This window comes from Fortiea sp. LEGE XX443 (assembly GCF_015206815.1).
Taxonomy (GTDB): Bacteria; Cyanobacteriota; Cyanobacteriia; order Cyanobacteriales; family Nostocaceae; genus Nostoc_B.
In genome coordinates, this window is the sequence record NZ_JADEXZ010000051.1 from 19,961 (window position 1) to 45,006 (window position 25,046).

The 25,046-nt window shown below is 41.3% G+C and carries 22 protein-coding genes and 1 pseudogene; 7 read left to right on the forward strand and 16 right to left on the reverse strand.

All coding sequences use genetic code 11. The features are described from left to right. Nucleotides 1-22: 22 nt before the first annotated feature. The 5 genes from IQ259_RS18200 to IQ259_RS18220 all read right to left on the reverse strand — a co-directional run bounded on the left by IQ259_RS18200 (nucleotide 23) and on the right by IQ259_RS18220 (nucleotide 6,670). Complete coding sequence (locus IQ259_RS18200) at nucleotides 23-865, reverse strand: SPFH domain-containing protein (protein ID WP_193887299.1); 843 nt, start codon at nucleotides 863-865, stop codon at nucleotides 23-25. A gap of 785 nt (nucleotides 866-1,650) precedes the next feature. Next, the gene (locus tag IQ259_RS18205) at nucleotides 1,651-2,064 is read right to left on the reverse strand and encodes a PIN domain-containing protein (RefSeq protein ID WP_193887301.1); all 414 of its coding nucleotides are present in this window, start codon (nucleotides 2,062-2,064) and stop codon (nucleotides 1,651-1,653) included. Next, the gene (locus tag IQ259_RS18210; protein ID WP_193887303.1) at nucleotides 2,054-2,284 is read right to left on the reverse strand and encodes a hypothetical protein; all 231 of its coding nucleotides are present in this window, start codon (nucleotides 2,282-2,284) and stop codon (nucleotides 2,054-2,056) included. Before IQ259_RS18210 ends, IQ259_RS18205 begins: the two co-directional genes overlap by 11 nt. 271 nt (nucleotides 2,285-2,555) lie before the next feature. Continuing rightward, nucleotides 2,556-3,131 (reverse strand): signal peptidase I, encoded by a 576-nt coding sequence (lepB, locus tag IQ259_RS27235; protein ID WP_370568049.1) that lies wholly within the window; start codon nucleotides 3,129-3,131, stop codon nucleotides 2,556-2,558. A gap of 1,325 nt (nucleotides 3,132-4,456) precedes the next feature. Further along, nucleotides 4,457-6,670, reverse strand: coding sequence for a phosphoketolase (locus tag IQ259_RS18220; protein WP_193887307.1), 2,214 nt, complete (start codon nucleotides 6,668-6,670; stop codon nucleotides 4,457-4,459). A 471-nt stretch (nucleotides 6,671-7,141) separates the two neighbouring features. Between IQ259_RS18220 and IQ259_RS18225 the strand changes: the two genes are divergently transcribed. The 4 genes from IQ259_RS18225 to IQ259_RS18240 all read left to right on the forward strand — a co-directional run bounded on the left by IQ259_RS18225 (nucleotide 7,142) and on the right by IQ259_RS18240 (nucleotide 12,381). Next, on the forward strand, nucleotides 7,142-7,900 hold the full coding sequence (locus IQ259_RS18225) for a DUF2993 domain-containing protein (RefSeq protein ID WP_193887309.1): 759 nt from the start codon (nucleotides 7,142-7,144) through the stop codon (nucleotides 7,898-7,900). Between the two features lie 106 nt (nucleotides 7,901-8,006). Then, complete coding sequence (gene crtO / locus IQ259_RS18230) at nucleotides 8,007-9,701, forward strand: beta-carotene ketolase CrtO (RefSeq protein ID WP_193887311.1); 1,695 nt, start codon at nucleotides 8,007-8,009, stop codon at nucleotides 9,699-9,701. A gap of 421 nt (nucleotides 9,702-10,122) precedes the next feature. Then, a complete protein-coding gene (locus IQ259_RS18235; protein ID WP_193887312.1) occupies nucleotides 10,123-11,706 on the forward strand; it encodes a B12-binding domain-containing radical SAM protein in 1,584 nt (527 codons plus the stop codon). Between the two features lie 108 nt (nucleotides 11,707-11,814). Beyond that, complete coding sequence (locus IQ259_RS18240) at nucleotides 11,815-12,381, forward strand: Uma2 family endonuclease (protein ID WP_193887314.1); 567 nt, start codon at nucleotides 11,815-11,817, stop codon at nucleotides 12,379-12,381. Between the two features lie 129 nt (nucleotides 12,382-12,510). On the opposite strand, the gene IQ259_RS18245 is transcribed toward IQ259_RS18240, so the two are convergent. The 9 genes from IQ259_RS18245 to IQ259_RS18285 form a co-directional block, all read right to left on the reverse strand. After that, nucleotides 12,511-12,726, reverse strand: coding sequence for a type II toxin-antitoxin system RelE/ParE family toxin (locus IQ259_RS18245; protein ID WP_193887316.1), 216 nt, complete (start codon nucleotides 12,724-12,726; stop codon nucleotides 12,511-12,513). After that, nucleotides 12,719-12,997, reverse strand: a complete 279-nt coding sequence (locus IQ259_RS18250) for a hypothetical protein (protein WP_193887318.1) — start codon at nucleotides 12,995-12,997, stop codon at nucleotides 12,719-12,721. Before IQ259_RS18250 ends, IQ259_RS18245 begins: the two co-directional genes overlap by 8 nt. A gap of 113 nt (nucleotides 12,998-13,110) precedes the next feature. Further along, nucleotides 13,111-13,443 carry a DUF433 domain-containing protein gene (locus IQ259_RS18255; protein WP_193887320.1) on the reverse strand — a complete coding sequence of 111 codons (333 nt, stop codon included), beginning with the start codon at nucleotides 13,441-13,443 and terminating at the stop codon, nucleotides 13,111-13,113. A 284-nt stretch (nucleotides 13,444-13,727) separates the two neighbouring features. After that, nucleotides 13,728-14,363: a Vat family streptogramin A O-acetyltransferase gene (locus IQ259_RS18260; RefSeq protein ID WP_370568050.1), complete on the reverse strand. Its 636-nt coding sequence runs from the start codon at nucleotides 14,361-14,363 to the stop codon at nucleotides 13,728-13,730. A gap of 233 nt (nucleotides 14,364-14,596) precedes the next feature. Then, nucleotides 14,597-15,283, reverse strand: coding sequence for an alpha/beta fold hydrolase (locus tag IQ259_RS18265; RefSeq protein ID WP_193887324.1), 687 nt, complete (start codon nucleotides 15,281-15,283; stop codon nucleotides 14,597-14,599). A 14-nt stretch (nucleotides 15,284-15,297) separates the two neighbouring features. Then, the gene (locus IQ259_RS18270; protein WP_193887326.1) at nucleotides 15,298-17,358 is read right to left on the reverse strand and encodes a ribonuclease R family protein; all 2,061 of its coding nucleotides are present in this window, start codon (nucleotides 17,356-17,358) and stop codon (nucleotides 15,298-15,300) included. A 331-nt stretch (nucleotides 17,359-17,689) separates the two neighbouring features. After that, a complete protein-coding gene (rpsR, locus tag IQ259_RS18275) occupies nucleotides 17,690-17,905 on the reverse strand; it encodes a 30S ribosomal protein S18 (protein WP_193887328.1) in 216 nt (71 codons plus the stop codon). Between the two features lie 2 nt (nucleotides 17,906-17,907). Next, nucleotides 17,908-18,102 (reverse strand): 50S ribosomal protein L33, encoded by a 195-nt coding sequence (gene rpmG, locus IQ259_RS18280; protein ID WP_193887330.1) that lies wholly within the window; start codon nucleotides 18,100-18,102, stop codon nucleotides 17,908-17,910. Between the two features lie 44 nt (nucleotides 18,103-18,146). After that, on the reverse strand, nucleotides 18,147-18,704 hold the full coding sequence (locus tag IQ259_RS18285; RefSeq protein ID WP_193887332.1) for an RDD family protein: 558 nt from the start codon (nucleotides 18,702-18,704) through the stop codon (nucleotides 18,147-18,149). A gap of 439 nt (nucleotides 18,705-19,143) precedes the next feature. Here IQ259_RS18285 and IQ259_RS18290 point away from each other — a divergent pair, with 439 nt between their 5' ends. After that, complete coding sequence (locus IQ259_RS18290; RefSeq protein WP_193887334.1) at nucleotides 19,144-19,374, forward strand: hypothetical protein; 231 nt, start codon at nucleotides 19,144-19,146, stop codon at nucleotides 19,372-19,374. A gap of 594 nt (nucleotides 19,375-19,968) precedes the next feature. After that, nucleotides 19,969-21,210 (forward strand): gephyrin-like molybdotransferase Glp, encoded by a 1,242-nt coding sequence (gene glp / locus IQ259_RS18295; RefSeq protein ID WP_193887336.1) that lies wholly within the window; start codon nucleotides 19,969-19,971, stop codon nucleotides 21,208-21,210. On the opposite strand, the gene IQ259_RS18300 is transcribed toward glp, so the two are convergent. Next, on the reverse strand, nucleotides 21,193-21,687 hold the full coding sequence (locus IQ259_RS18300; RefSeq protein ID WP_193887338.1) for a GNAT family N-acetyltransferase: 495 nt from the start codon (nucleotides 21,685-21,687) through the stop codon (nucleotides 21,193-21,195). The two genes, glp and IQ259_RS18300, sit on opposite strands and share 18 nt — an antisense overlap. 958 nt (nucleotides 21,688-22,645) lie before the next feature. Between IQ259_RS18300 and IQ259_RS18305 the strand changes: the two genes are divergently transcribed. Next, entirely contained in the window at nucleotides 22,646-24,697 is a 2,052-nt protein-coding gene (locus IQ259_RS18305; protein WP_228014618.1) for a tetratricopeptide repeat protein, read from the forward strand. A gap of 153 nt (nucleotides 24,698-24,850) precedes the next feature. On the opposite strand, the pseudogene IQ259_RS18310 reads toward IQ259_RS18305, so the two are convergent. Continuing rightward, nucleotides 24,851-25,046 (reverse strand): annotated as a pseudogene (locus IQ259_RS18310) (IS630 family transposase); the annotation flags it as partial.

The following is a 25,046-nucleotide window of genomic DNA, read 5'->3' on the forward strand; positions in this document are numbered from 1 at the left end:
GATTCTTGTGACTTTTGACTTTTTAAACACTGCCATTCTCAGAACTATTACCGTTACCTTCCGTACTTACTGTATCCCCCAGCATTTGGTCTAACGCCCCTTCCGATATGCTTGGGTTAAGAAAGACAATTTTGGCATTGTTACTAGCACCAAGTTTTTGACTAGCGTCTAAATGTTCTTGAGCTACAAGATACCTGAGAATGTCCCTCGTTTCCGGTCTAGCAGTCATAGCTTCAGAAAGTATGCGGATTGATTCTTTGGTTGCTTCGGCTCTTTTAATTGCTGCTTGTCTATCCCCTTCTGCTTCTGAAATTGCTGCTTGCTTTCTAATTTCAGCAGCTTGTTGTTCTGCCATTGATCTTTGGACACTCTCTGGTGGTGTAATGCTTTGAATATCCACCCGAATAATCTTCACTCCCCATTTTGTACTTGTATCATTCACAATCTGCAACAGCGATTGGTTCATTTGATTTCTGGCAGAAGTGGTTTCCGATAATGTTCTATCGGCAATGTGGGTACGGAGTTCAACTGTCACCAGATTGGATAGAGCTACTTGCATATCGTCAACCTTATAAAAGCTGTCTTCCATGCTGGTAATTTGCCAAGTGACAACACCATCAACTTCTAAGTAGACATTATCTTTAGTGATCACTTTCTGAGGCTTGATGTCTAAAATCTGCTCCCTTGTGGTATCTTCCATGACAATCTGATCCACAAAAGGCACAATAAAGTTCAAACCAGGTCTAAGTGTACGGTGTTTCTGCCCCAAGCGTTCGACTAAGGCTTCATTACCTTCATTAATAATTTTGGCAGATCCGAAGGCATAGCCTACAAGCGCTAAGACTATAGCAATAATTGGCTCCATAGATGCTCCTATTTAGCGATTGGGAGAATTAACTGTTAAGGATATGGTATTTGTCCTACCTTTTAGTCTAATCTCTTGAGTTTGTGCTTTTATAAACACCGACTCACAAAACCAGCATCTGTATATTTGCTGTGTTTGATACAGACAACACAGATTAGCAGAATGCGATCGTTATTAAAACACCTTGATAACATAACTGGCAAGGAATTTATAGCAGGTGACGGGGTTTTATGTTAACGTGAGTTCACCTGAGTTCGATGTCAGAAAATAAGCGATAAATAGCTCCTCATAAGAGTTAGAGGATTTTTTTTGAGTTTACTGATTGTCAATAATTTTCAGCTATTGATAAATAATTGCTACTTGGCAACTTCAATAAATAAATTTTTTTAACAAAATACTAAGTGATATCACCAGTAACCATCCATATCGTCATAAAACTCTGAGAATAAAGTAACAATTGAAGAGAGGAATGGGTAATGGAATTAGAAAAATAGAGCATTGATTATGATTGATTTTTAAGCGTTTCTGTTATATCGAACTCATGTTTATAGGGTTTGTGGTCGGCAATGTTTGATTTTTAAACGCAAAGTGGCGCGGAAGTTGACGCGGAGGGGCGCAGAGGGTTTATGAAACATAGTAGTTGGAATGGTATAATCGTGGTGGCGATCGCAACTACTTTTTGACGATAAAATTAGCAATTATGGCAGTTTTTGCCATTATCTGGCATTGCAAAACAAGTAACTATTTATGCTTGTGATGCTTGGGTAAGATAAGGGAATATAAAATTAAACAAATGGATTTATGATTGTTAATTTATTCTCTATTAACTGATTATGTTGCATATCTTCTGAGTAAATGATGGAACATTCACTTAATAAGGCTGTAGATATAATCAAACTATCCCAATAAGAGTAGTTATATTTAGCGTGAATTTCTAATGCTTGTATAACCTCTGTTGTGTTAATTGCCTGAATTGGAAAGGTATTAACTATATCTGATATAATCGTGGTTGCATCAGTTTTAGATGTAAACTTTTTTCTGGTTAAAACATGAAATAATTCACCTAACACCTGAGTGCTAACTAGCAAAGATAAATAATTATTTTTAATAATTTCTGCAACTTGTTGGGATTTTTCGGGCGGATTTTTAGCATAGAGATAAATCCAGAGGTTAGTATCGAGAAAAATTTTATCTTTCATAAATTTCGTCTCGATTAAATTTGTAATCTGCGGGGAGTTGGAAAGAGTAGTTATTAACTCGTGCTAAAAATTGCTGTATTTTTGATGCTTGATAATCTTGATTAGGTTCACTGGGTTCAATAATCATAACTTGCAGGGTTTTACCTTCTAATTCTGAACTGAGTTTTTCACTTAAAACAAGTTCACCGTTGGTGCAGGTTGCTTTGATGATTTGCAGCATTATGAATTGAGGAAAATGGCTATAATACTATTATAAATTATGCAAGTTAAACCGTCAGTTCTTCTTTGTCCAGATAAAAAAACACTCCCTGTAGGTTGGGTATAACGGAGTGAAACTCAACATATGATCTCTGTTTTCAAGAAAAAATTATATGTTAAATTATCTGCTTGAAATTAAGGTGATTTGGTGTTGGGTTACAGCGCAAGTATTTGTTCGTTGTTCTGTGAAGATACAAGCTTGCGCCTCCGCCCAACCTACATCTGGGGCTACCCTATTCAACATTACCAATGCGGCTGACAGGGAAAAATCTTTTGCTGACTTTACCAATAATCAGTTCGCGGGGTACAACTCCCCAGCAACGCCCATCGTAAGAATTGTTACGATTATCGCCTAGAGCTAAGTAGGATGCAGGTGGTATAGTGACTGGTTTTGCTAGGTAAGGTGGCTGAATTCCTGATGGGCAAACATCAATTACAGTTTTCTGATTAGAACTCAAATACTTGTTTTCTGGTAAAGGTTTGTTATTGATATAAACCTGCCCATTCTTCAATTCTACTTTTTCACCAGGTAGCCCAACTATCCGCTTAATAAAGGCATCGTTGTATTGTTCCTTTTGTAGAGCTTCAGTAGGGTAAAATACAACAATATCGCCACGTTCAGGATCTTGAAAGCGATAACTCAACTTATCAACTACAATTTTATCTGCCTCCCATTGGTTTGGAGAACCGTGCAGAGTTGGTTCCATAGCGCCTGAAGGTGTCCATCTAGCTTCAGCTAGATATGTTCTCGTAACAAATGCAGTGCCTATAGATAATAAACCTGACATTGCTATTAGTATTGCAATAATTAACGCCCAGTTTTTTGATCTTTGACGATGCACTGGGGAAAACACATATGCTAAATATGAAATCACAGCATCAATAATCGGTGAAAGAAATTCTGAGATACCTGAAAAAACTATGATCAAGATAACTGCGAATATGCCAAATAACCACTTACCAATGTAAAGGTGGCCGATGCCAAAAAATAGCTGTGAAAGGAACATAGCAAGCCAAGGGTCTTTACTTTGCCTGCGTAATTCCTCGAATTCTGGAGTATTATTACTTTTGGCTGCACTATAAGCATCGAAAAGATTCCACAACCAGACAAACCAAAGAGTTACTAAAAGACCAAAGCCGATTATGATATTACCTTTGGCACTGACTATTAACCATATTGCAGTTATAAATAGAGCAATATAAATAAATATAAGAAAATATCCCTGGAGTTTTTTTCCTGAATATATTTGTCCTAGCCCAGGAAATATTTGAGATAAATTTACGGCTAGCCACGGTTCTTTCGACATATCAAATCTCTATTCTGTTAGGATTATGTAATAAATCGGTTATTTTTGTCAAAATAACAAGAGGCGCGATGCTCTAGTTATAAAAAATTAATACTTGATCTCAGGTTAAATTCTTACATAGTAAGAGATTCAAGAGGAACAAAGTGTATTTTTATTAAATCTTTGATTCTATTTGAGACAAACCTTGTTATATCAATCGTTTTAGCCGTTTTTTAGTGTTAATTTATCAACCGAAGTCTGGGAGAGCCATAATTTATTTTATAGTTACTTGATTGTTCAAAAGTCGAACGCAGTTCTCCTTGTAGCGAGGCGGCGACACCACTCCACTAGTTAATTAGATTAGTGTATGTAGTGGCGTGGCAAGCTTTAAATGTGGCTATAGATTTTTATTTTTGTAGGGTGCGTTAACGAAGTAACGCACCGTCTTAATCTCATTGGCGGTGCGTTGCGCTTCGCAACAACGTACCCTACTATTGCACTATTTTAATCTTGCCACGCCACTACGTATCTGTTCAAAAATCAAGTAGTAATCCTATAGTTAGTTGAAGCAGATAAATACTCAAATTTATTTGAGTATTGATAAGTAAAGAAGGAGGAATTTTACTGTGAATAAACATCGTGATTTCTGATTTATATACTACCGAAAGTTACTATGCCGTAGGCTTTACGCTACGCTATCAGCCACTCGTACAGAATTCATGCTGAATTCTGACTCCTGACTTCTTCTTATAAAATATTTGGCAATTCATAGTCTATCTCGATATATTAAACCCCACCCAGGAAAATACCTAGATGGGGGTATCTCATTACATTATATCTATCTAGTCTTAATGCACCAACTCGATCGCCCGCTTTGTCAACGCCTCAGCAGTCAAACCATTAAACGCCATCAACTCACCAGCACTAGCTGTAGTTTCCCCACGCTTCCAGGCGAAGGTGTCGCGCTTGCTGTTACTCCGTAACATGACGGGTTCTAACATCGCCGCCGCGCCACCAGTGACACCAATTAAGGCATCGCCAGCGAATAATTCGGCAAATCTGGCATCATCAATAAAACCGCTATCAGGTTCAGAACAGGTATCCCAAGCAACATCATGAGGACGATATAAACGGCGGGGATTAATCACAGAAACTATCTTCACTCCAATACCTTCAGTTTCTAAAAATGCTGCTGCTTCAAAGACGGGAATTAATGTCATATCGCCAATGACAGCAAACACAACTTGCTTACCACCAGCAATTTCATGCAACACTACTGCACCATCTTCTAAACCTTGGCGGGTTTGTTCTAAGGTGGTGCGAATTGGTAAGGGTGATTTACTGGCAGTGATGACAATTCCTTTATTCTTAGTTGTCAACGCCCAGTCATAACAAACTTGAATACTGTTAGCATCGGTGGGAAATAATGGGAATACATTTCCGTTCCGCATCATGGAAGCAAAGTAAGCTTCGATTTCAGGACGTTGGTGTGTCCAACCGTTGCGTCCTTGTTCTAATGCACCGGCGGTGAGTAAGGTAATAGTTGAGGGAGTTTGACGGCGTAATTCTGCCATTGCTTGAATGACGGTTTGCCAAATGGGTAAGCCGTTGATAGCGAAAGATTCGTAAGAACACCAGAGAGTTCTTGCACCCATCAAAGATAAACCAACAGCTAAACCTGCACAAGCATCTTCACTTAAGGGTTCGTAAACTTGGCCGTTGGGTGCTTGGTTATATAATTCGTCGGTGGTAGGGTGGATAATTTTTAAGGCTTGGTTGATGTTACCAATACCCGATGCTTCGTTCCCGTCGGCGTTGGTGACGAGAAAATTTTTATCTTTCTGTCCGACTACACCGACTAGTCGTCCCATTGCGGTGGTTGAAACTTTGGGTTCGCCACCTACTGCATATTCTTCTAAAGGTAACGCGCCTAAATCTGGCAATGATAACTCAAATTCTGTCACCACTGTTTTAGCTGCGGGGCCGCCACCTGCGCGTTCGGCGTTGGTTCTGACGATTTGCCAAGCTTCTGGAGATAATGCACGGGTTTGCAATGCGCTGACAATATGAGGTGCATCTAAAGTATCTTTCGGATAGAGGTTGTGAGATTTTGCACCTCTGGCGTGAACACCTGCACCTTTGAGTTGTTTGATAATGAAGACTGTAAGTTTACCACTAAGGGCAGAACGGGCGGCTTTATCTACAGCTACAAGTACGGCTTTGGTAAAGGCTAGGCGTTGCTCAAAGGAAAAGACGGTACTATCAACGTAGTTTCCTGGTTGGTTTTGGTCGTCAAATTCTTTAGCATCAACTAAAATAACTTCCTCAAACCCGTTACCTTGCCAGAATGCTGTCATCTGTGCGTTGGTTTTTAGGGAAACCATGCTGTGATGTTCTTGGCTGTAACCGTTCCACACCAACACGGGTAAGAAATTGGTGACGCTGGGATAGGCGGTGTTAAAGTGCGCCATTGAACTCATGATGTAGGGTTCACCTAGTCCACCGTCGCCGAGGGTGAAGGGGAAAAGTTTGTCATGATGGAGGAGTGCAGCTGCCATTGCAAAGTGCTGTCCTTGTCCCAAAGGCCCCGCTGGGGCGAGAATACCGGGGATGTAACCGGAAAGGTGTCCTAAAAGTCCGTGTTTTTCGCGGAAGCGATCGCGCAATTGTTGTACTGTGAAAATATCCATATCCTCTAGGGAGCGATCGAGGAACATGGCACTATAAAATCCGGGGGCGTGGTGTCCAACTTCTGTAATAATATTTTTGTAGCCCAGCATGACTAAAGCCGCATAAGCTTCCGCTTGGCTGGCAAACCCGCCTGGATGTCCAGATGCTTTACTACCAGTGACTTGTAGTGTTAGGTAACGCAGTGCATCAGCAGCCAGTAAAGTTTGATATACAGATGCGGTATCTGTAGGAGATGCGATCGCAACTTTTCCCGATTCTATCGCAGGTGTGGCACCATAAGTTGCAAAATCTGGTAGCGCTTCCCCAAAATATTGAATTCCTTCGCAAAAATTAGGAAGTGCGGAAGATGCCTTTGGCGTAATTGCTGTCATGCTGAGTACCTTATAAGGATGAAGAGAAATTGTAGATGCTCTTTGAATTCAACAGAAATTTTACCTCTTTGAGGTTGTAACAGTTTATTGCATTTTTGCAACTTTAGGATAAGTAGTTTAAATGGTTTATAGGTGATAGGGAATAGGGAACAGGGAACAGTAAAGCAAGATGAGAGGAAGGTTCACAAAAAACACCATTAGCAATTAATGATATTTTTTCAACTCACCTTTACTTATTCAAAATCAAATAGAAAGCTTATATTTTATGCTTTATTGGAGTTAATATTTGTTTTTCTAATTTCATCTCATTCTCCAAATACCTTTCATTCAGTATTCAAATTTCCCTATTACCTGTTACCTGTCACCTGTTCACTATTTATACTCCTACTTGTATATACCGTACTATAGATCCGCTTTTGGGTAACTAGCGTCTAAAGTAACCAATATGGGACGCTATGAGAGCCAAGATTCATGCCAGAAGAACGCAGGTTGGAAGAAAATTTACTATCGCAGGAAGCTGAACGCAGGCTATCTAATCAACTAGATGAAGCCGAGCATATTGATGTAGATGTACATACCGACTTGTTTAAGATAGTTCAAGGACAAGCGGATGCAGTTTCGGTTAGCGGTCAAGGATTGGTGATTAAAGAAAACATCCGTGTCCAAGAAATTAAACTGCAAACAGATAGTATTGCCGTAAATCCGTTAAGTGCAATTTTTGGTCAAATTGAACTCAACAAACCAGTAAATGCGATCGCACGCATTATTCTGACAGAATCTGATATCAATCAAGCATTAAACTCAGACTTGGTTCGTAGTTATGCCAAAAAATACGACTTGGATGTAGAAGGTGAAATGATCAGCTTTGGAATACAAGATATGCAATTATTTTTACCTGGAGATGGCAAAATTAAATTCCAGGGAACATTACAACTAGAAGAGAAAAGAAATACTCGTCTGCTGAGTTTCATAGCCAGATTTTGCCCCCGTACTCATACACAACCCATAATGCTAGAAAGTTTCGATTGTACTCAAGGAAATGGCGTTAGCTTAGAACTAATTGTAGCAGTGATGCAAAAATTGAAAAAACTAGTTAATTTGCCATATTTTACCTGGGAAGGAACAAAATTAAAAATTATAAGCTTAGAGGTAAAGCAGCAAAATATGATAGTGTTTATAGAAACTCAAGTAAGACAAATACCCCCGGCTTTCACAGAGATTTCTAATTAATAAATTAACCACAGACCCAGACTAATTGAAATTAAATAAAATCAATGTTGTAATTTTTTTTTAGCCTTTGTAATATTAGCAAACCACTTTATTCTAAACTACAAATATGCAAGAGTATGATGTTGTAATTATCGGTGCAGGACATAACGGGCTAGTGTGTGCTGCTTATTTACTGAAAGCAGGTTACAGTGTCCTGCTACTGGAAAAGCGTTCCGTCCCTGGTGGTGCAGCAACAACCGAAGAATGTTTACCCAAAGAAGCTCCCGGATTTAAATTTAATTTGTGCGCCATTGACCACGAATTTATTCACTTGGGGCCAGTAGTCGAAGAATTAGAACTCAAAAAATACGGCTTAGAATACCTAGAATGTGATCCGGTGGTTTTCTGTCCACATCCAGATGGCAAGTATTTTTTAGCACATAAATCATTAGAAAAAACTTGTGCAGAAATTGCTCGTTATAGCGATCGCGATGCCAAGAAATATGCAGAATTTACTGACTATTGGCAACGGACAATAGGTGCAATGATTCCCATGTTTAATGCACCACCAAAGTCAATTATAGATATTGCTGGTAACTACGACATCACAAAACTCAAAGATTTATTCTCGGTTGTTGGTTCACCAAGCAAAACACTGGATTTTATGCACAACATGATGACCAGTGCTGAAGATTTACTCAATGAGTGGTTTGATTCAGAATTTTTAAAAGCACCACTAGCAAGACTAGCATCAGAATTAGGTGCGCCACCATCACAAAAAACCCTTGGCATTGGTGCCATTATGATGTCTATGCGTCATGACCCTGGAATGGCTAGACCTCGCGGCGGTACTGGCGCACTAGTACAAGCTTTGGTAAATCTAGTCACAAGTAAAGGGGGCGTAATTATTACAGATCAGCATGTTGAGAAGGTATTGATTGACAATGGTAAAGCTGTTGGTGTGCGCGTTGCTGGTAGCACAGAATATCGTTCCAAATACGGCGTTATTTCTAATATCGATGCCAAGCGGTTGTTTTTACAAATGACCGATAAAAGTGATATTGATGCAGCTGATCCTGATTTGTGGGAAAGATTGGAACGTCGCATCATCAATAACAACGAAACCATCCTCAAGATAGATTTGGCTTTAGACGAACCCCTGCGCTTTCCTTTCCACGCCCACAGAGACGAGTATCTCATGGGTTCTATTTTAATCGCAGATTCTGTTGCTCACGTAGAACAGGCTCATAGTAAGTGTACCTTGGGAGAAATCCCCGATTCTGACCCATCGATGTATTTAGTTGTGCCTAGTTTCCTTGACCCCACATTAGCACCACCAGGTAAACATACTGCATGGATTGAGTTTTTCGCACCTTATCAAATTGCTGGTGCAGAAGGTACAGGCTTAAAAGGTACTGGTTGGACAGATGAATTGAAAAATCAAGTAGCAGACAGAGTAGTTGATAAGTTAGCTACCTACGCACCCAATGTCAAAACTGCAACTATTGCCCGACGTGTGGAAAGTCCCGCAGAACTCGGTGAAAGATTAGGTGCATACAAAGGAAATTACTACCACATTGATATGACTCTAGATCAAATGGTATTTTTCCGCCCCTTGCCAGAAATCGCCAACTACAAAACCCCAATTGATAATTTATTCTTAACTGGTGCAGGAACTCACCCAGGTGGTTCAATTTCTGGAATGCCAGGACGCAATTGTGCGCGTGTGTTTTTACAATCTAAGCATCCCATTACCCAGACATTGAAAGATGCCAGAGATTCGATTAAATCAACCGTCGGATCTGTATTTGGGATTTTTTAGGAATGGTTTCGCGCAAAGGCGCAAAAAACAACTTTGCGCCTTTGCGCGAACAGATTCTACTTCAATTACTTACAAAAAATGGCTCTACTGAGATTATTTCACGCGGTGTGCAACTTTATCTCAAACTTAACCCCTAACCTATTCCCTGCTAGGGAATAGGTGTAAAACTCAATCAGTAGGGTTTCTGTTTCTGGATTGGCAGATGTCTGTACCATCTTGACCTCTTACACAATGGGTCAGCGGAGGTCATCCTATCTTCACAACGTTGAATATTTTCACTACTGAGGCGCAAAGTCTTTTTTAGTTACTAATTGCACAGTTAAAACCATTAACGGTAAGCTAAAGCCAATATAGTTAAAAGTCAATAAGTAATTATTTCCGTTAGAGTGGATTAAAATCTAAGTGTGAGGATTGCTACTACATGCGAATTTTATTAGTTTATCCGATATTTCCCAAAACCTTTTGGTCATACGAAAAGATTCTGGATTTAGTCGATCGCAAGGTTTTATTACCGCCTTTGGGTTTAGTAACCGTCGCGGCGATTCTGCCCCAAGAATGGGAATTTAAACTGGTTGATCGCAATATTCGCCCCGCGACAGAAGCAGAATGGGCTTGGGCAGATGTAGTTATTTTCTCCGCGATGATTGTCCAGAAGCAGGATTTACTAGAGCAAATTCAAGAAGCAAAACGCCGTGGTAAGTTGGTGGCAGTCGGTGGCCCATACCCAACTTCAACACCTCATGCAGTTGAAAATGTTGGTGCAGATTTCCTGATCTTGGACGAAGGGGAAATCACCTTACCAATGTTTGTTGAGGCGATTCAACGAGGAGAAACTTCTGGGACTTTCCGCACCGCAGAAAAACCGGATGTAACAAGTACACCAGTACCCCGCTTTGATTTATTAGAACTGAATGCCTACGATATGATGTCGGTGCAATTTTCGCGGGGCTGTCCCTTTCAGTGCGAATTTTGCGACATTATCGTACTATACGGGCGTAAACCACGTACTAAAACTCCAGAGCAACTTTTGGCAGAGTTGGATTATCTCTATGAATTGGGTTGGCGGCGGGGTGTGTTCATGGTGGATGATAACTTTATCGGTAACAAACGGAATGTGAAGTTGTTGCTGAAAGAGTTAAAAGTCTGGATGGAGCAACATCAGTATCCCTTTAAATTTGATACTGAAGCTTCCGTTGACTTAGCACAAGATGCGGAAATGCTAGAGTTGATGGTTGAGTCTGGTTTCTCGGCGGTGTTTTTGGGAATTGAAACACCAGATGAAGACAGCTTGCAATTAACTAAGAAGTTTCAAAATACCCGTAACTCTTTGATAGATGCAGTAGAAACCATTATCAAAGCTGGGTTGCGTCCAATGGCTGGGTTTATTATTGGGTTCGATGGCGAAAAAGCAGGTGCAGGCGATCGCATCGTCCGTTTTGCCGAACAAGCAGCCATTCCCTCAACCACTTTTGCCATGTTACAAGCGCTACCAAATACAGCATTGTGGCATCGGTTGAAAAAAGAAGGTAGACTGCGGGAAAATAAAGAAAGTAATATCAACCAAACAACGTTGATGAACTTCGTTCCCACCCGTCCTTTAGAGGAACTTGCCAGGGAATATGTTGAGGCGTTTTGTGCTTTATATGACCCAGTACAATATTTAGACCGCACCTATCGCTGCTTCTTAATGCTAGGTTCACCCAAATGGAAAGCACCCTTTAAAATGCCAGCGTGGGTAGAACTAAAAGCACTGTTGATTGTAGTTTGGCGACAAGGAATTAAACGGGAAACTCGTTGGAAATTCTGGCATCATTTGTTCAGTATTATCAAGCGTAACCCTAATGTGGCTACACACTATCTTGCTGTTTGCGCCCATAATGAGCATTTCCTCGAATATCGCCAAATTGTCCGCGACGAAATTGAAAGTCAACTAGCAGAGTATCTGGCGCAAGGTGTAGAAAAACCATATGTACCAGAAGCAGAAAAAGCAGAGGCGATGGCGTAACTGCCCAGCGTAGCTGATCGCTAGTTAATTTATAAGATAGGGAGTAGGGAGTGACAAATAAAGATGAAAATGCACTCCCTAAATCCAAAATCCTAAATCCAAAATTGTATGACTTCCACTGCATCCGAAAAAGTCCGTTGGTCAACGGCTGACTTAGAGTTATTTCCTGACGATGGCAAGCGTTATGAGATAATTGACGGAGAATTATTTGTGACTAGAGCGCCTCATTGGAAACACCAAAATGTTGCTGATAATGCTTGCACGCAGCTAAAACTCTGGTCTAGGCAGACGGGGTTAGGAGATGCGGCTACTGGTGTTGGAATCATTTTCACTGATGATGATAACGTGATTCCTGATGTAGTTTGGGTAAGTAATCAGCGTTTGTCAGAAATTTTAGATGAATCTGGACACTTGACAGGTGCGCCGGAATTAGTCGTAGAGGTGCTATCTCCTGGAGAAGTGCAAGAAAAACGAGATAAGCAGTTAAAACTCAAACTCTACTCAGTTCAGGGGGTGCGAGAATACTGGATTTTTGACCGAGAAAAAGAAACAGTCGAAATTTATCGCCGGGAAAATGCAATTTTAAAATTAGCTGCAACTTTATTTAAAGAGGATAATTTAACTAGTCCGCTGTTGCCTGGATTTAGTTGTGCTGTTAAAGTTTGTTTTAGTTAGCGATCGCCTGATAATTTCATCGCAAAAATACTGAGTATTGATTTGATTGTGACAAACTTCATTTGGCTTACCTTACTCTCCCTATGGTTCATACGCTTCACTACGATGGGCAATTGCTATAACTAATACCTAAACCAGTTCATCGTCTACGGAATAGATCACCCTGTAGTCCCTAATACGGTAGCGATAGTAGCCTGTATAATCTCCTTTGAGGGCTTTGATGTTAGGGTGTGACCGGGGAGTTTGCTCTAACTGCTGCAAACATCGGGCAATTTTCTTCGCTAGGGCTTTGTCGGCATTAACATAAACCGTTTGGGCATCGGGATGGAGAAGAACTTCATACATCGGAGCGAAGGGTTCTCCAACTGGTGTACTCAGCTTTAGGGGTTGCTTGATTTTGCTTAACTCGCTCTAGTAATCCAGGAATTGCCAAAAGTTCTTGGGTCGCAGTTTCACTTTCAGCATTTGCCAAGTAAGCTGCAAAATCAGCCAGCACCTGTAGTCGCTCAGGTGATAGTTGTTTGAGTAAGTCATTAAGCTGGTTCTGCAACTCTGTTACAGATACCAAATCTGCCGACGAACCATCATCTATTGGGGCATTATCTCTAGTGTTCATTGCCTACTTTGCAGTTGCTAGATTAGCATCCATTGTAAGGTAACTAATTGTGAAGAATGTTATTGCATGAAAATATCGCTGCATCAATGCAAAATCAAGCACTTCACGCTGTTCTATTTCTCTTCTACCTGCTGTCTTGCTGCTTTAGCCGCTATGAGTTTGTTATACAAATCAGGATCACTGGCTTGAAGAGGTTGGAGCATAGAATCAAATGCCGCTTCTTCTGCTGCTAAGTAAGCATCAATTTCATTACGATTCGCCAGATAAAATGCGATCGCTCCATAAACCTGTTCAAGTGTCAGCAACGGAAAAGACTGAACAATACTTTCAGGCGATAACCTTTGTCGGAAGGCGTAGACAATCGAGTCAAGGGATATCCGAGTTCCTTCTACCCAATAAGCATCGTTTCGACACTCTATGTAAGATTTAGATGCTAAGACTGGCATACATTTGTATTGACTCTACTACCTAAATCATAAACGCGTCTGGCAAAACCAACGAGAGCGTTTGTCCGACTCAAGACAGCAGGATATTTAAGGCTTGTTTTAGTTAGATATCGCCTGATAATTTCATCGCAAAAATACCGAGTATTGATTTGATGGCGACAAACTTCATTTTGCTTACCTCACACTTGAGGAACGAGTCTGTTTAGCGGCTGTCGAAAACTTGTGTAACAACACTAAGCAACCCTACCAGTCGTCTGCTCCAACAGAATTGTTCTACTGCGCTTTTACTCACAATTTATTAGAGCTTTAATATCTGCCGCTACGATCTTCTCCAGGTTACGTGTAAGCTTCCCAATATCCCAATTCCACCAAGCTACTTCAAGTAATGATTTGATTACCTCATCATCAAACCGTTGACGAATACATTTAGCTGGATTTCCCCCGAAAATTGTGTAGGGTGCAACATCACTCACGACAACTGATTTTGCTGCGATGATAGCTCCGTCTCCTACCTGTACACCCGGCATGATTACTGATTCGTAGCCAATCCAAACATCGTTCCCAATTACTGTATTACCTTTATACGGCAATTCTTTCGATTGAGGCTCAACTTTTTCCCAGCCGTTGCCGAATATCTGAAACGGAAACGTCGAAAACCCATCTAAATTATGATTTGCACCATTCATAATGAACTTTACACCTCTTGCCAAGGCACAGAATTTTCCGATAATTAACTGATCACCAATAAATGGAAAGTGGTATAGGACGTTACGCTCAAAATTTTCTGAGTCTTCCGGATCATCGTAATAGGTATAATCCCCAATGATGATATTGGGATTTGAAACAGTGTTCTGAATAAAACAAATTTGCGGAAATCCCTTCATTGGATGTTTATCTTTCGGATTGGCTCCGTACAAAATAGCCTCCGGCTTTTAGAAATACATTATTTTATACTTTAGCTCGAAAATAGAGCGTGGTGATTCAGTCTGTTTTGAGATAGCGATCGCCTGATAATTTCATCGCAAAAATACCGAGTATTGATTTGATGGCGACGAACGTTCGCGATCAGCGACTGCTATAAACCAGAAACTCAAGACTGATGGTGTTCTTCAGTCCGCTGCACCAGAATTTTTCGACTGCGGTTTTGTTTTGATTAACTATTCGCCGTAGCTTCTCTGATTACTTCCAACACTTCTTTTGGGTGCGAAATCATGGGAAAATGGCTTGATTCCACAGTAACTGTTTTCGCACCCATTCGCTCAGACAAGTCACGCTGTAAGTCAGGCGGAACTGCTTTATCGTTTGTCGCTAAGATATACCAGCTTTGTTTATTTCTCCAAGCGGGCAAACTTGCCTTCACTTCCGTTAACGATGTAGAGGGTGCTGTTTGGGTTGTATAGATTAATGCTTTTCTTTCTTCCGAGAGATCATTTGCCAAAACTTCATCAACACCTTCTTTAGAAATCCAAACAAACCCATTTTTTTCTTGGAAATGGGGTGAAGGAGTTCCATATTTACTCATGAGATCAACCATAGATTCACCAGCATCGGGAGCAAGTGCAGCAATATACACCAAACCAACAACTCGTTCGTCGTTGCCGACTTCAGTAATGACAAAACCACCCCATGAATGACCAACCAAAATACAATTACCTTCAGCGCGATCCAGCGCACGTTTCGTTGCAGCAACATCATCCACTAGAGATGTTAGTGGGTTTTGAACTGCAATAACCTCGTAGCGTTCTGCCAACAATGTTGGAATAATTTCGTTGTAACAAGAGCCATCCGCCCAAAAACCATGAACTAATATAATGTTTTTGACTTTTGTTAATAATTTCATGATAATTTTCAAAATTAATTTGTCACAGATTGAGCTTCTTGATACATGATTTCCTGAAATTGGATCATGTCTTTTTGCGGATCTGCGATGCTAACTTTTACTAATAACTGTTCGCCTAAAACTACAGAACGTTTAAAGGACATTGGCAATTGCAAGCCCAAATCTTCTAGCAAAATCAGTGCCAAGTTACTGTCTTCTCGCAGCCACATTAAGACTGTGACTGGCCAAATTTGCTCTGGATTGCGGCGGAGATATTCTAAAGCCCAATATCTATTAGTTTGTCGTTCTACCATTGTTAGCTCTTGGGTAATGGTAGAGACAGTCATCATTACTTCTTTGAGTTGTTCTGCGGAAAATGGCAGCACTTCGCCGCGCAGGTGGGCTTTTAGTTGAAAGTGGGTAAGTAAATCACTGTAGCGGCGAATGGGAGATGTTGCTTGGGTGTAGGTATCTAAACCTAAACCTGCATGGCGTACAGGGGTAATACTCATTTCACTCTTAGGCATACAACGCCGCATTGCACAAGAGCGGACAAATCCAGCAGGTAGCTGAATTAATTCTTCTTCTGGCGGTAATTCTGGCTGTGGCTGACCGCGAAAGGGCAAGGGTATATTATGAGTCTGACCATAACGGGCAGCAACTTCGCCAGTCAGAATCATCATTTCTGCCACCAGTTGCCGTGATGAAGAATCATCTAAAATATCAATGCTAATCTCGTCGTCTTTGACTTTAATCATTGCCTCTGGCATGTTGATGCTGATGGCTCCTTGATTGTAGCGCCAAGATTTACGCTTTTTTGCCCAAGTAGCGATCGCTGCAATTTCTGGTTCTGCTTGCACTCCTAATTCCAACATCTCATCCACATCTTCGTAGGTGAGACGGTAAGTCGGTTTAATCAAGCTGGCATGAATACTGTAATCTTCTACCGCCCCGTTGCTATCTAAAATAATTCCAAAACTCAGGGCGCAGCAAATTCTTCCCTGTACCAGACTCATTGGCCCAGTTGCCAAGATTTCCGGAAACATGGGAACCATGCCTGTGGGTAAATAAACTGTACTTCCCCGCTTTCTGGCTTCTAAGTCTAAGTCGTCTTCTGGCTCTAACCAACGAGTCGGATCAGCAATATGAGTCCACAGCCTTTCTCGCCCATCGGAGAGTGATTCCCAACTGAGGCCATCATCGATCTCGGTCGTACTTTCATCATCAATTGTGTAAACTTTTAGATGGGTCAAATCCAGGCGATTTACATCTAAGTCTGTGGTTGGGGAATCCAAACGCTGTTGCGCCACTTCTAATACCTTGCTAGGAAACTGAACTGGAATTGACGAACGACGCAGGAACAAGTTCTCGTAAGGACTCCACCAGCCCAGGTCTATCAATAATTGAAAAGCTCCTTGAGGGGTTGCTGGTCTCCCCAACATATTCATCGTTTCTAAAACTGGTGCTGGTGGCGGATAAGCCCTAGGGAGAGTATCATAACTGACTCCCATTCGCACAATATCTGCCAGCAGCGCTGCGTATTTTTCTAATGCTTCAAGGCGCTGGCGATCGTGCCTTTGCCATTCTACAGCCTCACCTTTGAGCGCCTGTTCTACACGAGTCAAAAATTCCTGCTGTCCCTTAGCTTTGAGGGCTTCTACTTCTATCTGGTGTTTACGCTCTGCTACTTGAGCCGCTGTGCGTGGTTCGTAAGCGTCTGCTTTTTGCTTGAAATAAAGCTTATCATCTGACAACAAGCAATGGGCTGCATAACAAGGGGCTGGTTCTGATTCTGAAAATAGCAGATTTGCCATTTCGGCTGGTGAGACTGTCTCCCCATCCTCCACTAGTAATTCCCAAGCTACTTCTAAGCTGGATGGGTCTAAATAAGGCTGGACTTGTTCCAGAAATTTTGTAATCTCAGAGGACTTGTAGGTTTGTCCGTTAACTGTATAAGTAATTTGTCTAGGCGCGAGGCTGTGGGATTGACCACGTTCATCTACCACAAACCAACGGGTTTTTCCATCTGGACGATCTACCACACCCAGACGGCGATCGCCTTGAACCCTAAATTCAACTAGCGTCCCCTTCTCCACAACTCTCGCACTCTTTTAATTTTAGATTTTGGATTTTGCGGAAAGTTGCGTGGGCGGGTTTCCCATGTCAGTCGCTACAACGGAGGGAACCTCCGCAACGCACTGGCTCGACTTGAGCAAACTTTCCAAGAAGGATTTTAGATTTATTATTAAATCTTGAATCCTATTAATTTTATGTAGGAACCAATTTTACACTTTATTATTCAGATTTGAGATTTTGGACTCAGAAAGACAAAGCTTTTCCTGTTAATCCAAAATCTGTCTTTAAAAGTTAGGCGGGACGGAAACCGACACCGCCTACTTTCTGCAAAATCCTAAATTTAAAATTGATTTAACCTTCGGCGTTGATGAATGGTAACAATGCTACAATCCGTGCGCGTTTAATTGCTAATGTTAAGGCTCTTTGTTGCTGACAAGTTAGCCCAGTAATCCGACGAGGTAGTATTTTACCCCGCTCGGTAATAAACTTACGCAATAAATCAACATCCTTATAATCGATTGGCTCTTCTGGCTTAATTGGAGACAGACGACGACGATAATAGCTCATCTTTACTTAATTTCCTTGTGAACGGTATGTTTATTGCAATGGGTACAGAACTTTTTCAGTTCTAAACGGTTGGTCGTATTACGACGATTCTTCATGGTGGTATACCGGGACACACCAGGAGAACGCTTGTCTGGATTGCTACGACACTCGGTACATTCTAGTGTCACTATTATGCGGACACCTTTACTCTTAGCCATAATCTTACAAACAGTAAAGCCTGAAGAGAAATTAACACAAATAACTATCTTCGCACATTTTTTTGCAAAGTATCAACTAAGCGCTTGATTTTTAGATCAAGTGAGTAGCCCCGACGTGACGAAACTATAAAAGACCTAGCATAACGGTCATGCAAAGCTTGACGCAAATGGGTATCAGAGAAAGCTGTACCACAGTCTATTGCCAGAGGAAGTATTAGCAGTATAGCAGTGGGATTAGCTCGGATGTTGCCGAGGGCGATCGCCACCAACAAAGCACCAAAGCAAATTATAGCTTCTCGCTTCACCAGCGCCAGCAACTCTGGCACTCTACCCACTACTTGACCATTTTCAACTTCTAGTATTTTCAGGTCAAAAGCCCACCGCCCTAAACTTTGCCCTTGATTGTTAAATACCACCACCACCCGCAAAATCAGCCAACAGAAGATAAAAACTAGAACTTGAACTAATTGAATCCCAAGACTGTTACTACCAAATAGCGAACTGACTAACCAAGCACCCAGGAAATCCAATCCCAAAGCCATACCGCGCCGCCAAATTTCGGCCTTAGGATAATGTTTTTGCGTAACTTTTGCGATCGTCATAATAAAACAAGTATTTTTATTTAAGCGTTGTAAAATAATCTATGCTTCTATTTTTAATATAGGACTTACGCAAAATATCTCTGAAACTCTCATTTCTCCGTGACCTCTGCGCCTCTGTGGTAGCCTGCGGCAAGCCGCTACCGCGTCTACGTTATTCCGTGACTCGTGCGTAAGTCCTATAATATTAAGGTGATGGCTTAGGTGCTTGCTTGAAACACGAAAATATCCCCTATTTTGATGAGGTTAGTTTAACAAAGGGTAGTTAAGTAAGCTTCGTCTGATATTTTTGAACTTTGAATTCGATTTTGTAAAGTAAATTCATATTTAAATTGATAAGAGTAAAAATGTGTATCAATTTGTGTAGTTCATCTAACCAGTCTTGTAGGTAATAAGTGCTTTGATATACCATTTGCTTAAGTAAATTTAAATGTGCTGTGCAATGGATGTCTCAACAAGAATTATCAGCACTATCGAAAAGCGTAAACCTCTTGCTCAGAAAATTGAACAGGTAGAAGGAAATTTTAAAAATCTTTCTGCTGCACTACAACAACTAGAGACTCATCGCAATTATCTATTCACTCAAGTTGAAGATTCCGCAGCTATTGGAAAAATTCAGGAAATTGATTTATTAAATGTTCTTCAGGAAACTGAATTATATCGAAATGATTAATCAGTGTACTTCTTTAAATAATCGCCAACAAAAAGACATTATTGACCTTGCTTGGTTTATTATTTATTGTAAGAGTAAAAAGTTAGATGCCCCAGAACGTCATAATTGTTGGAAGCATTACTCTAATTTGGTGAAAGAAATAAATTTACTGTTCAATAAACATTAGTATCTGTAGTGTTATCGCGTAGCGTAACGCATCATCCGAAGGGAGGACGACTATTTCAGACATTCCCAATCCTGTTCCTCAACGATGGGACTGACTAAATCACCTAACGTTTTACCTTTACCTGCGATCGCATCTGGGGGAGTGCGGCGTAATCCAAGTTGTGCGGTATCCGAAAGAATCGTGACTATTACATGAGCTTTGGATATTTTTGGTTCATCTGTTAGCCATTTAACTTGACCATTTTCAATAATGGCTTCATAGCTTTAAAGCATTGCTCACTCCGAATTTAAAAGCTAATTAGGCATGAAAAAATCAATCAATACCGTCTGACTTGAATCCTTACAATATTAACAAATATTTAGAATTAGCACTCAGTTGTCATACCAATTCAAAATGCAAAATTAAAAAATATATTTATAGTTTGTTCTATGTTGTCAGTCAAAGATGCAGAAGCAATTATTTTAAATTTGGTGCAACCGTTAGATGCTCAACGGGATGTAGAAATTGTAGATTTATGGGCAGCAAGCGATCGCATTCTGGCAAACCCCATCACTAGTCAGCTAGATTTTCCTCATTGGGATAATTCTGCGATGGATGGCTATGCAGTCCGTTACGAAGATGTAAAGCAAGCTAACGCTGAACAACCAGCTATTTTAGAAATTATTGAGGAAATTCCGGCTGGGTATCAACCAAAATCCACAATTCAATCAGGACAAGCAGCCCGAATTTTTACTGGTGCGGTAATTCCAGCGGGTGCAGATACCGTAGTTATGCAGGAGAGGACACGCCGGGAGGAAAATCGCGTTTTAATTCTGGCTGCACCCCAACCACAAGAATTTGTCAGACACAAAGCATCCTACTATCAAGCAGGAACCCAACTCTTACCACCAGGAATTAAATTAAAGGCGGCGGAAATTGCCGTATTAGCAGCAGCACAGTGTCCCGAAGTCAAGGTTTATCGTCGTCCGCGCGTGGCAATTTTTGCAACTGGCGATGAATTAGTCACACCAAATACACCCCTACAACCAGGACAAATTGTCGATTCTAATGATTATGCCCTGGCAACTTTAGTCAGAGAAAGTGGCGCAGAACCTTTATTATTAGGGATTGTAAAAGATAATCCAGATGCTTTACAACAAACAATTGCCTACGCCATAAATAATGCTGATATTGTGCTTTCTTCTGGTGGGGTTTCTGTAGGTGAATATGATTATGTTGACAAAATTCTTGAAGCTTTAGCAGCAAAAATCCATATTCGTGCTGTAGAAATGACTCCCGGTAAACCCTTAACTGTTGCTAGTTTCCCTAATCAACACTCAGCGCTTTACTTTGGGTTACCGGGAAATCCTGTTTCGGCTTTAGTAACTTTTTGGCGGTTTGTACAACCAGCAATTAAAAAACTGGCTGGACTTGCTGAGGGTTGGGAGGCAAAATTTGTAAAGGTGCGATCGCATGATGAATTACGCGCCAATGGCAAACGCGAAACTTATATCTGGGGTCGCTTATATCTAATCAACGGTGTTTACGAATTTCACAAAGCTGGTGGTAGTCATAGTTCTGGCAATTTAATTAACTTAGCTCAAACCAATGCCTTAGCTGTTTTACCAGTGGGTCAAACATTCATTTCACCAGGGGAGGAAGTTCAAGCTTTGTTACTTGCCAATTCGTAGCCCCATAATTATTAAATCCCGTTCCATACCGTCGATTTCGGCTACTTGAGGTAAATGTCCCCAACGGTGAAACCCCGATGCTTCAAATAGTTTTAAACTTGGTTGATTATGGGCAAAAACAAAGCTCAAAAGGGTTTTTAAGCCTAAACGAGGACTTTCATGAATTGCTTGGACTAAAAGTTGTCGTCCCAAACCGCAACGGTGGAAAGTCGGGGCAATATAAATACTAATTTCGGCAGTTGAATTGTAAGCTGGTCGCCCGTAAAATGATTGGAAACTCAGCCATCCAGCAATTCTATCCTCTTGTTCAATTACCCAGAGAGGACGCACAGATGGCGATCGCGCGTGAAACCAAGCCATGCGACTTTCTACCGACACAGGTTCTAAATCAGCGGTGGCGAGACGGCTGGGAATTGCAGCATTATAAATAGCTACGATCGCAGGTAAATCAGTTTCAGTTGCATGGCGGATAGTCATCACTGCCGTGTCGGAAAGAATATTTGAGAAAATATTCAAAAATAATACAGTGTTCCTCAACGGAATTCTATGGTTGCTTCACCAAAAAGAATCTACTGTGTACAAATAAGGCAAGCTATGGAGAGGGGTTTTAAGAATAAGTCACACATCGCGTTAAATAACCTCTGAATACTCATAAATGAGTCTTAAAACTTCATTAATAAGTCTTTGATACTCGTGAATGAGTCTTTGATACTCGTGAATGAGTTTTTGATATTCGCAGACGAGTCTTGGATACTCGCGGATGAGTCTTTGATATTCGCAGACGAGTCTTGAATACTCGCGGATGAGTCTTTGATACTCGCGGACGAGTCTTGAATACTCGCGGACGAGTCTTTGATATTCGTGGACGAGTCTTGAATACTCGCGGACGAGTCTTTGATTCTCGCGGATGAGTCTTTGATTCTCGCGGACGAGTCTTGAATACTCGCGGACGAGTCTTTGATACTCGCGGACGAGTCTTGAATACTCGCGGACGAGTCTTTGATATTCGTGGACGAGTCTTGAATACTCGTGAATGAGTCTTTGATTCTCGCGGATGAGTCTTTGATTCTCGCGGACGAGTCTTGAATACTCGCGGACGAGTCTTTTATAAAAGCTACAGATAAAAACCTATAAACTTAACGCCGTGTGCAACTTTCTCTCAGACCTAACCCCCAACCCCTTCCCTGCAAGGGAAGGGGAGTAATAATTAAAGCCTCTCTCCTTGCAGGGGAGCCAGTGCGTTGCGGGGGTTCCCCCCGTTGTAGCAACTGGCGTGAGAGGTTTGGAGAGGGGTTTCAAGAATAAGTCGCACATCGCGTAAACTTAGACTAAATCTAACCTTTTTCATTACAAATTACGTAATTGCAGCTTCGCGGAGTGTTTTGTAGAGAAGCACGAGTCTGCAAGCATTATTACAAATTACTAAATTAAACCCATGCCCCCCAAACTCTGCAAATATGCCCTCATCGCCTTGCTGACTGCGATTCTCAGCATCCACTTAGATTTACCCAAACTAAATTTTCTCTTCAACCCCAACTCAGTCGCTTCAGCACAAACTACAGACCCACGCAAAGCCGAAGCAGATAGACTGTTAGAGCAAGGTAATCAGCAGTATCAAATCAGTCAATTTGAAGCTGCATTACAATCTTGGCAACAAGCACTAATTATTTACCGAGAAATTAAAAACCGTCTTGGTGAGGGACAGTCACTGGGAAATCTCGGTCTTGCTTACCTTAATCTAGGAGACTACCCCAAAGCCATTGAGTATCAGCAGCAGAGTTTAGCGATCGCTCGTGAAATTAAAGACCGTCTGGGTGAGGGACAGTCACTGGGAAATCTCGGTCTTGCTTACTATTCACTAGGAGACTACCCCAGAGCCATTGAATACCAGCAACAGATATTAGCCATTGCCCGTGAAATCAAAAACCGTAGTGGTGAGGGACAATCACTAGGAAATCTCGGTCTTGCTTACTATTCTTTAGGAGACTACTCAAAAGCCATTGAATACCAGCAGCAGAGTTTAGCCATTGCCCATGAAATCAAAGACCGTCAGGGTGAGGGACAATCACTAGGAAATCTTGGTGTTGCTTACTATTTCCTAGGAGACTACCCCAAAGCCATAGAATACCAGCAGCAGAGATTAGCCATTGCCCGTGAAATCAAAGACCGTCAGGGTGAGGGACAATCACTAGGAAATCTTGGTGTTGCTTACTATTTCCTAGGAGACTACCCCAAAGCCATAGAATACCAGCAGCAGAGATTAGCCATTGCCCGTGAAATCAAAGACCGTCGGGGTGAGGGACAATCACTAGGAAATCTTGGTGTTGCTTACTATTTCCTAGGAGACTACCCCAAAGCCATTGAATACCAGCAGCAGAGTTTAGCCATTGCCCATGAAATTAAAGACCGTCAGGGTGAGGGACAATCACTAGGAAATCTTGGTGTTGCTTACTATTTCCTAGGAGACTACCCCAAAGCCATAGAATACCAGCAGCAGAGATTAGCCATTGCCCGTGAAATCAAAAACCGTCAGGGTGAGGGACAATCACTAGGAAATCTCGGTCTTGCTTACTATTCACTAGGAGACTACCCCAAAGCCATAGAATACCAGCAGCAATGGTTAGCGATCGCCCGTGAAATTAAAGACCGTCTGGGTGAGGGAGCAGCACTAGGAAATCTCGGTCTTGCTTACTTATCACTAGGAGACTACCCCAAAGCTATTGAGTATCTACAGCAAGTATTAGCCATCGCCCGTGAAATTAAAGACCGTCTGAGTGAGGGACGATCACTGGGAAATCTCGGTCTTGCTTACTCTTCACTAGGAGACTACCCCAAAGCCATTGAGTACCAGCAGCAGCATTTAGCGATCGCCCGTGAAATCAAAGACCGTCTCGGTGAGGGACAGTCTTTAAACAATTTAGGACTTGCTCTCTACAAATCTGGTAATCTCATCGCAGCGGAGAAAACACTGTATGAGGCAATAAAAGTTAAAGAATCTCTGCGAGATAAAAGATTAAGTGACACCAACAAAGTTTCAATTTTTGAGACACAAAGAGTCACATACATTACTTTACAACAAGTTCTCATCGCCCAAAATAAAGTCGATGCAGCTTTAGAAATATCCGAACGTGGACGCGCTAGGGCGTTTGTGGAGTTACTATCATCTCGCTTGAATAAAGCGAATAGCGATATGAAATCGCTATCCGCACCAACAGTCAACGAGATAAAACAAATTGCCAAACAGCAAAACTCTACCTTGGTGCAATATTCAATTATTTACGATTACTTCAAAGTAGAAGGTAAACTAAAAAGCCAAGAATCAGAACTTTATATTTGGGTAATCAAACCTAACGGTGAAGTCACATTTCAGCGCCAAGACATCAAACCGTTATGGCAAAAACAAAATACTAGTCTTTCAGCATTAGTTGATGGTGTTCTTCGTACTATCCCTGTTCTGTCACTCTCCGAAAACATTTGCTATTGCTGAATTCTAGAGCTTTTGCATAGCAAGCGATCGCACGATTATTTTCTAATCACAAATACAAGACCCATTTTTTTCTAATAGGATAGCTTGTATTGATTGCCTCATAAGACTTCTAGCAATTGCCCTCCCGGAAAGTGACAAAAGCGGGCTATAGGACTAGTATTTGATTTCTGAAAAAGCTCCGTACATCTGGAGAGAGAGAAAATCAAAGGTAGTGTTTCGGAGAAACCACTCAAACATCCACTTTAAATGAGAGAATGTTGGAATTAAAGCGCAAAAACGTCTAACCCAGGTTTTTGCTTGTAACCAAATATCTTCTATAGGATTTTGGGATGGGCAGTTAGGAGCAAAG

What these genes read in the sequence shown, in the direction of transcription:
- IQ259_RS18200 (WP_193887299.1), bottom strand. Translation starts at nt 865, where the DNA reads ATGGAGCCAATTATTGCTATAGTCTTAGCGCTTGTAGGCTATGCCTTC.
- IQ259_RS18205 (WP_193887301.1), bottom strand. Translation starts at nt 2,064, where the DNA reads ATGAAAGATAAAATTTTTCTCGATACTAACCTCTGGATTTATCTCTAT.
- IQ259_RS18210 (WP_193887303.1), bottom strand. Translation starts at nt 2,284, where the DNA reads ATGCTGCAAATCATCAAAGCAACCTGCACCAACGGTGAACTTGTTTTA.
- IQ259_RS18220 (WP_193887307.1), bottom strand. Translation starts at nt 6,670, where the DNA reads ATGACAGCAATTACGCCAAAGGCATCTTCCGCACTTCCTAATTTTTGC.
- IQ259_RS18225 (WP_193887309.1), top strand. Translation starts at nt 7,142, where the DNA reads ATGCCAGAAGAACGCAGGTTGGAAGAAAATTTACTATCGCAGGAAGCT.
- crtO (WP_193887311.1), top strand. Translation starts at nt 8,007, where the DNA reads ATGCAAGAGTATGATGTTGTAATTATCGGTGCAGGACATAACGGGCTA.
- IQ259_RS18235 (WP_193887312.1), top strand. Translation starts at nt 10,123, where the DNA reads ATGCGAATTTTATTAGTTTATCCGATATTTCCCAAAACCTTTTGGTCA.
- IQ259_RS18240 (WP_193887314.1), top strand. Translation starts at nt 11,815, where the DNA reads ATGACTTCCACTGCATCCGAAAAAGTCCGTTGGTCAACGGCTGACTTA.
- IQ259_RS18245 (WP_193887316.1), bottom strand. Translation starts at nt 12,726, where the DNA reads ATGTATGAAGTTCTTCTCCATCCCGATGCCCAAACGGTTTATGTTAAT.
- IQ259_RS18250 (WP_193887318.1), bottom strand. Translation starts at nt 12,997, where the DNA reads ATGAACACTAGAGATAATGCCCCAATAGATGATGGTTCGTCGGCAGAT.
- IQ259_RS18255 (WP_193887320.1), bottom strand. Translation starts at nt 13,443, where the DNA reads ATGCCAGTCTTAGCATCTAAATCTTACATAGAGTGTCGAAACGATGCT.
- IQ259_RS18265 (WP_193887324.1), bottom strand. Translation starts at nt 15,283, where the DNA reads ATGAAATTATTAACAAAAGTCAAAAACATTATATTAGTTCATGGTTTT.
- rpsR (WP_193887328.1), bottom strand. Translation starts at nt 17,905, where the DNA reads ATGAGCTATTATCGTCGTCGTCTGTCTCCAATTAAGCCAGAAGAGCCA.
- rpmG (WP_193887330.1), bottom strand. Translation starts at nt 18,102, where the DNA reads ATGGCTAAGAGTAAAGGTGTCCGCATAATAGTGACACTAGAATGTACC.
- IQ259_RS18285 (WP_193887332.1), bottom strand. Translation starts at nt 18,704, where the DNA reads ATGACGATCGCAAAAGTTACGCAAAAACATTATCCTAAGGCCGAAATT.
- IQ259_RS18290 (WP_193887334.1), top strand. Translation starts at nt 19,144, where the DNA reads ATGGATGTCTCAACAAGAATTATCAGCACTATCGAAAAGCGTAAACCT.
- glp (WP_193887336.1), top strand. Translation starts at nt 19,969, where the DNA reads ATGTTGTCAGTCAAAGATGCAGAAGCAATTATTTTAAATTTGGTGCAA.
- IQ259_RS18300 (WP_193887338.1), bottom strand. Translation starts at nt 21,687, where the DNA reads ATGACTATCCGCCATGCAACTGAAACTGATTTACCTGCGATCGTAGCT.
- IQ259_RS18305 (WP_228014618.1), top strand. Translation starts at nt 22,646, where the DNA reads ATGCCCCCCAAACTCTGCAAATATGCCCTCATCGCCTTGCTGACTGCG.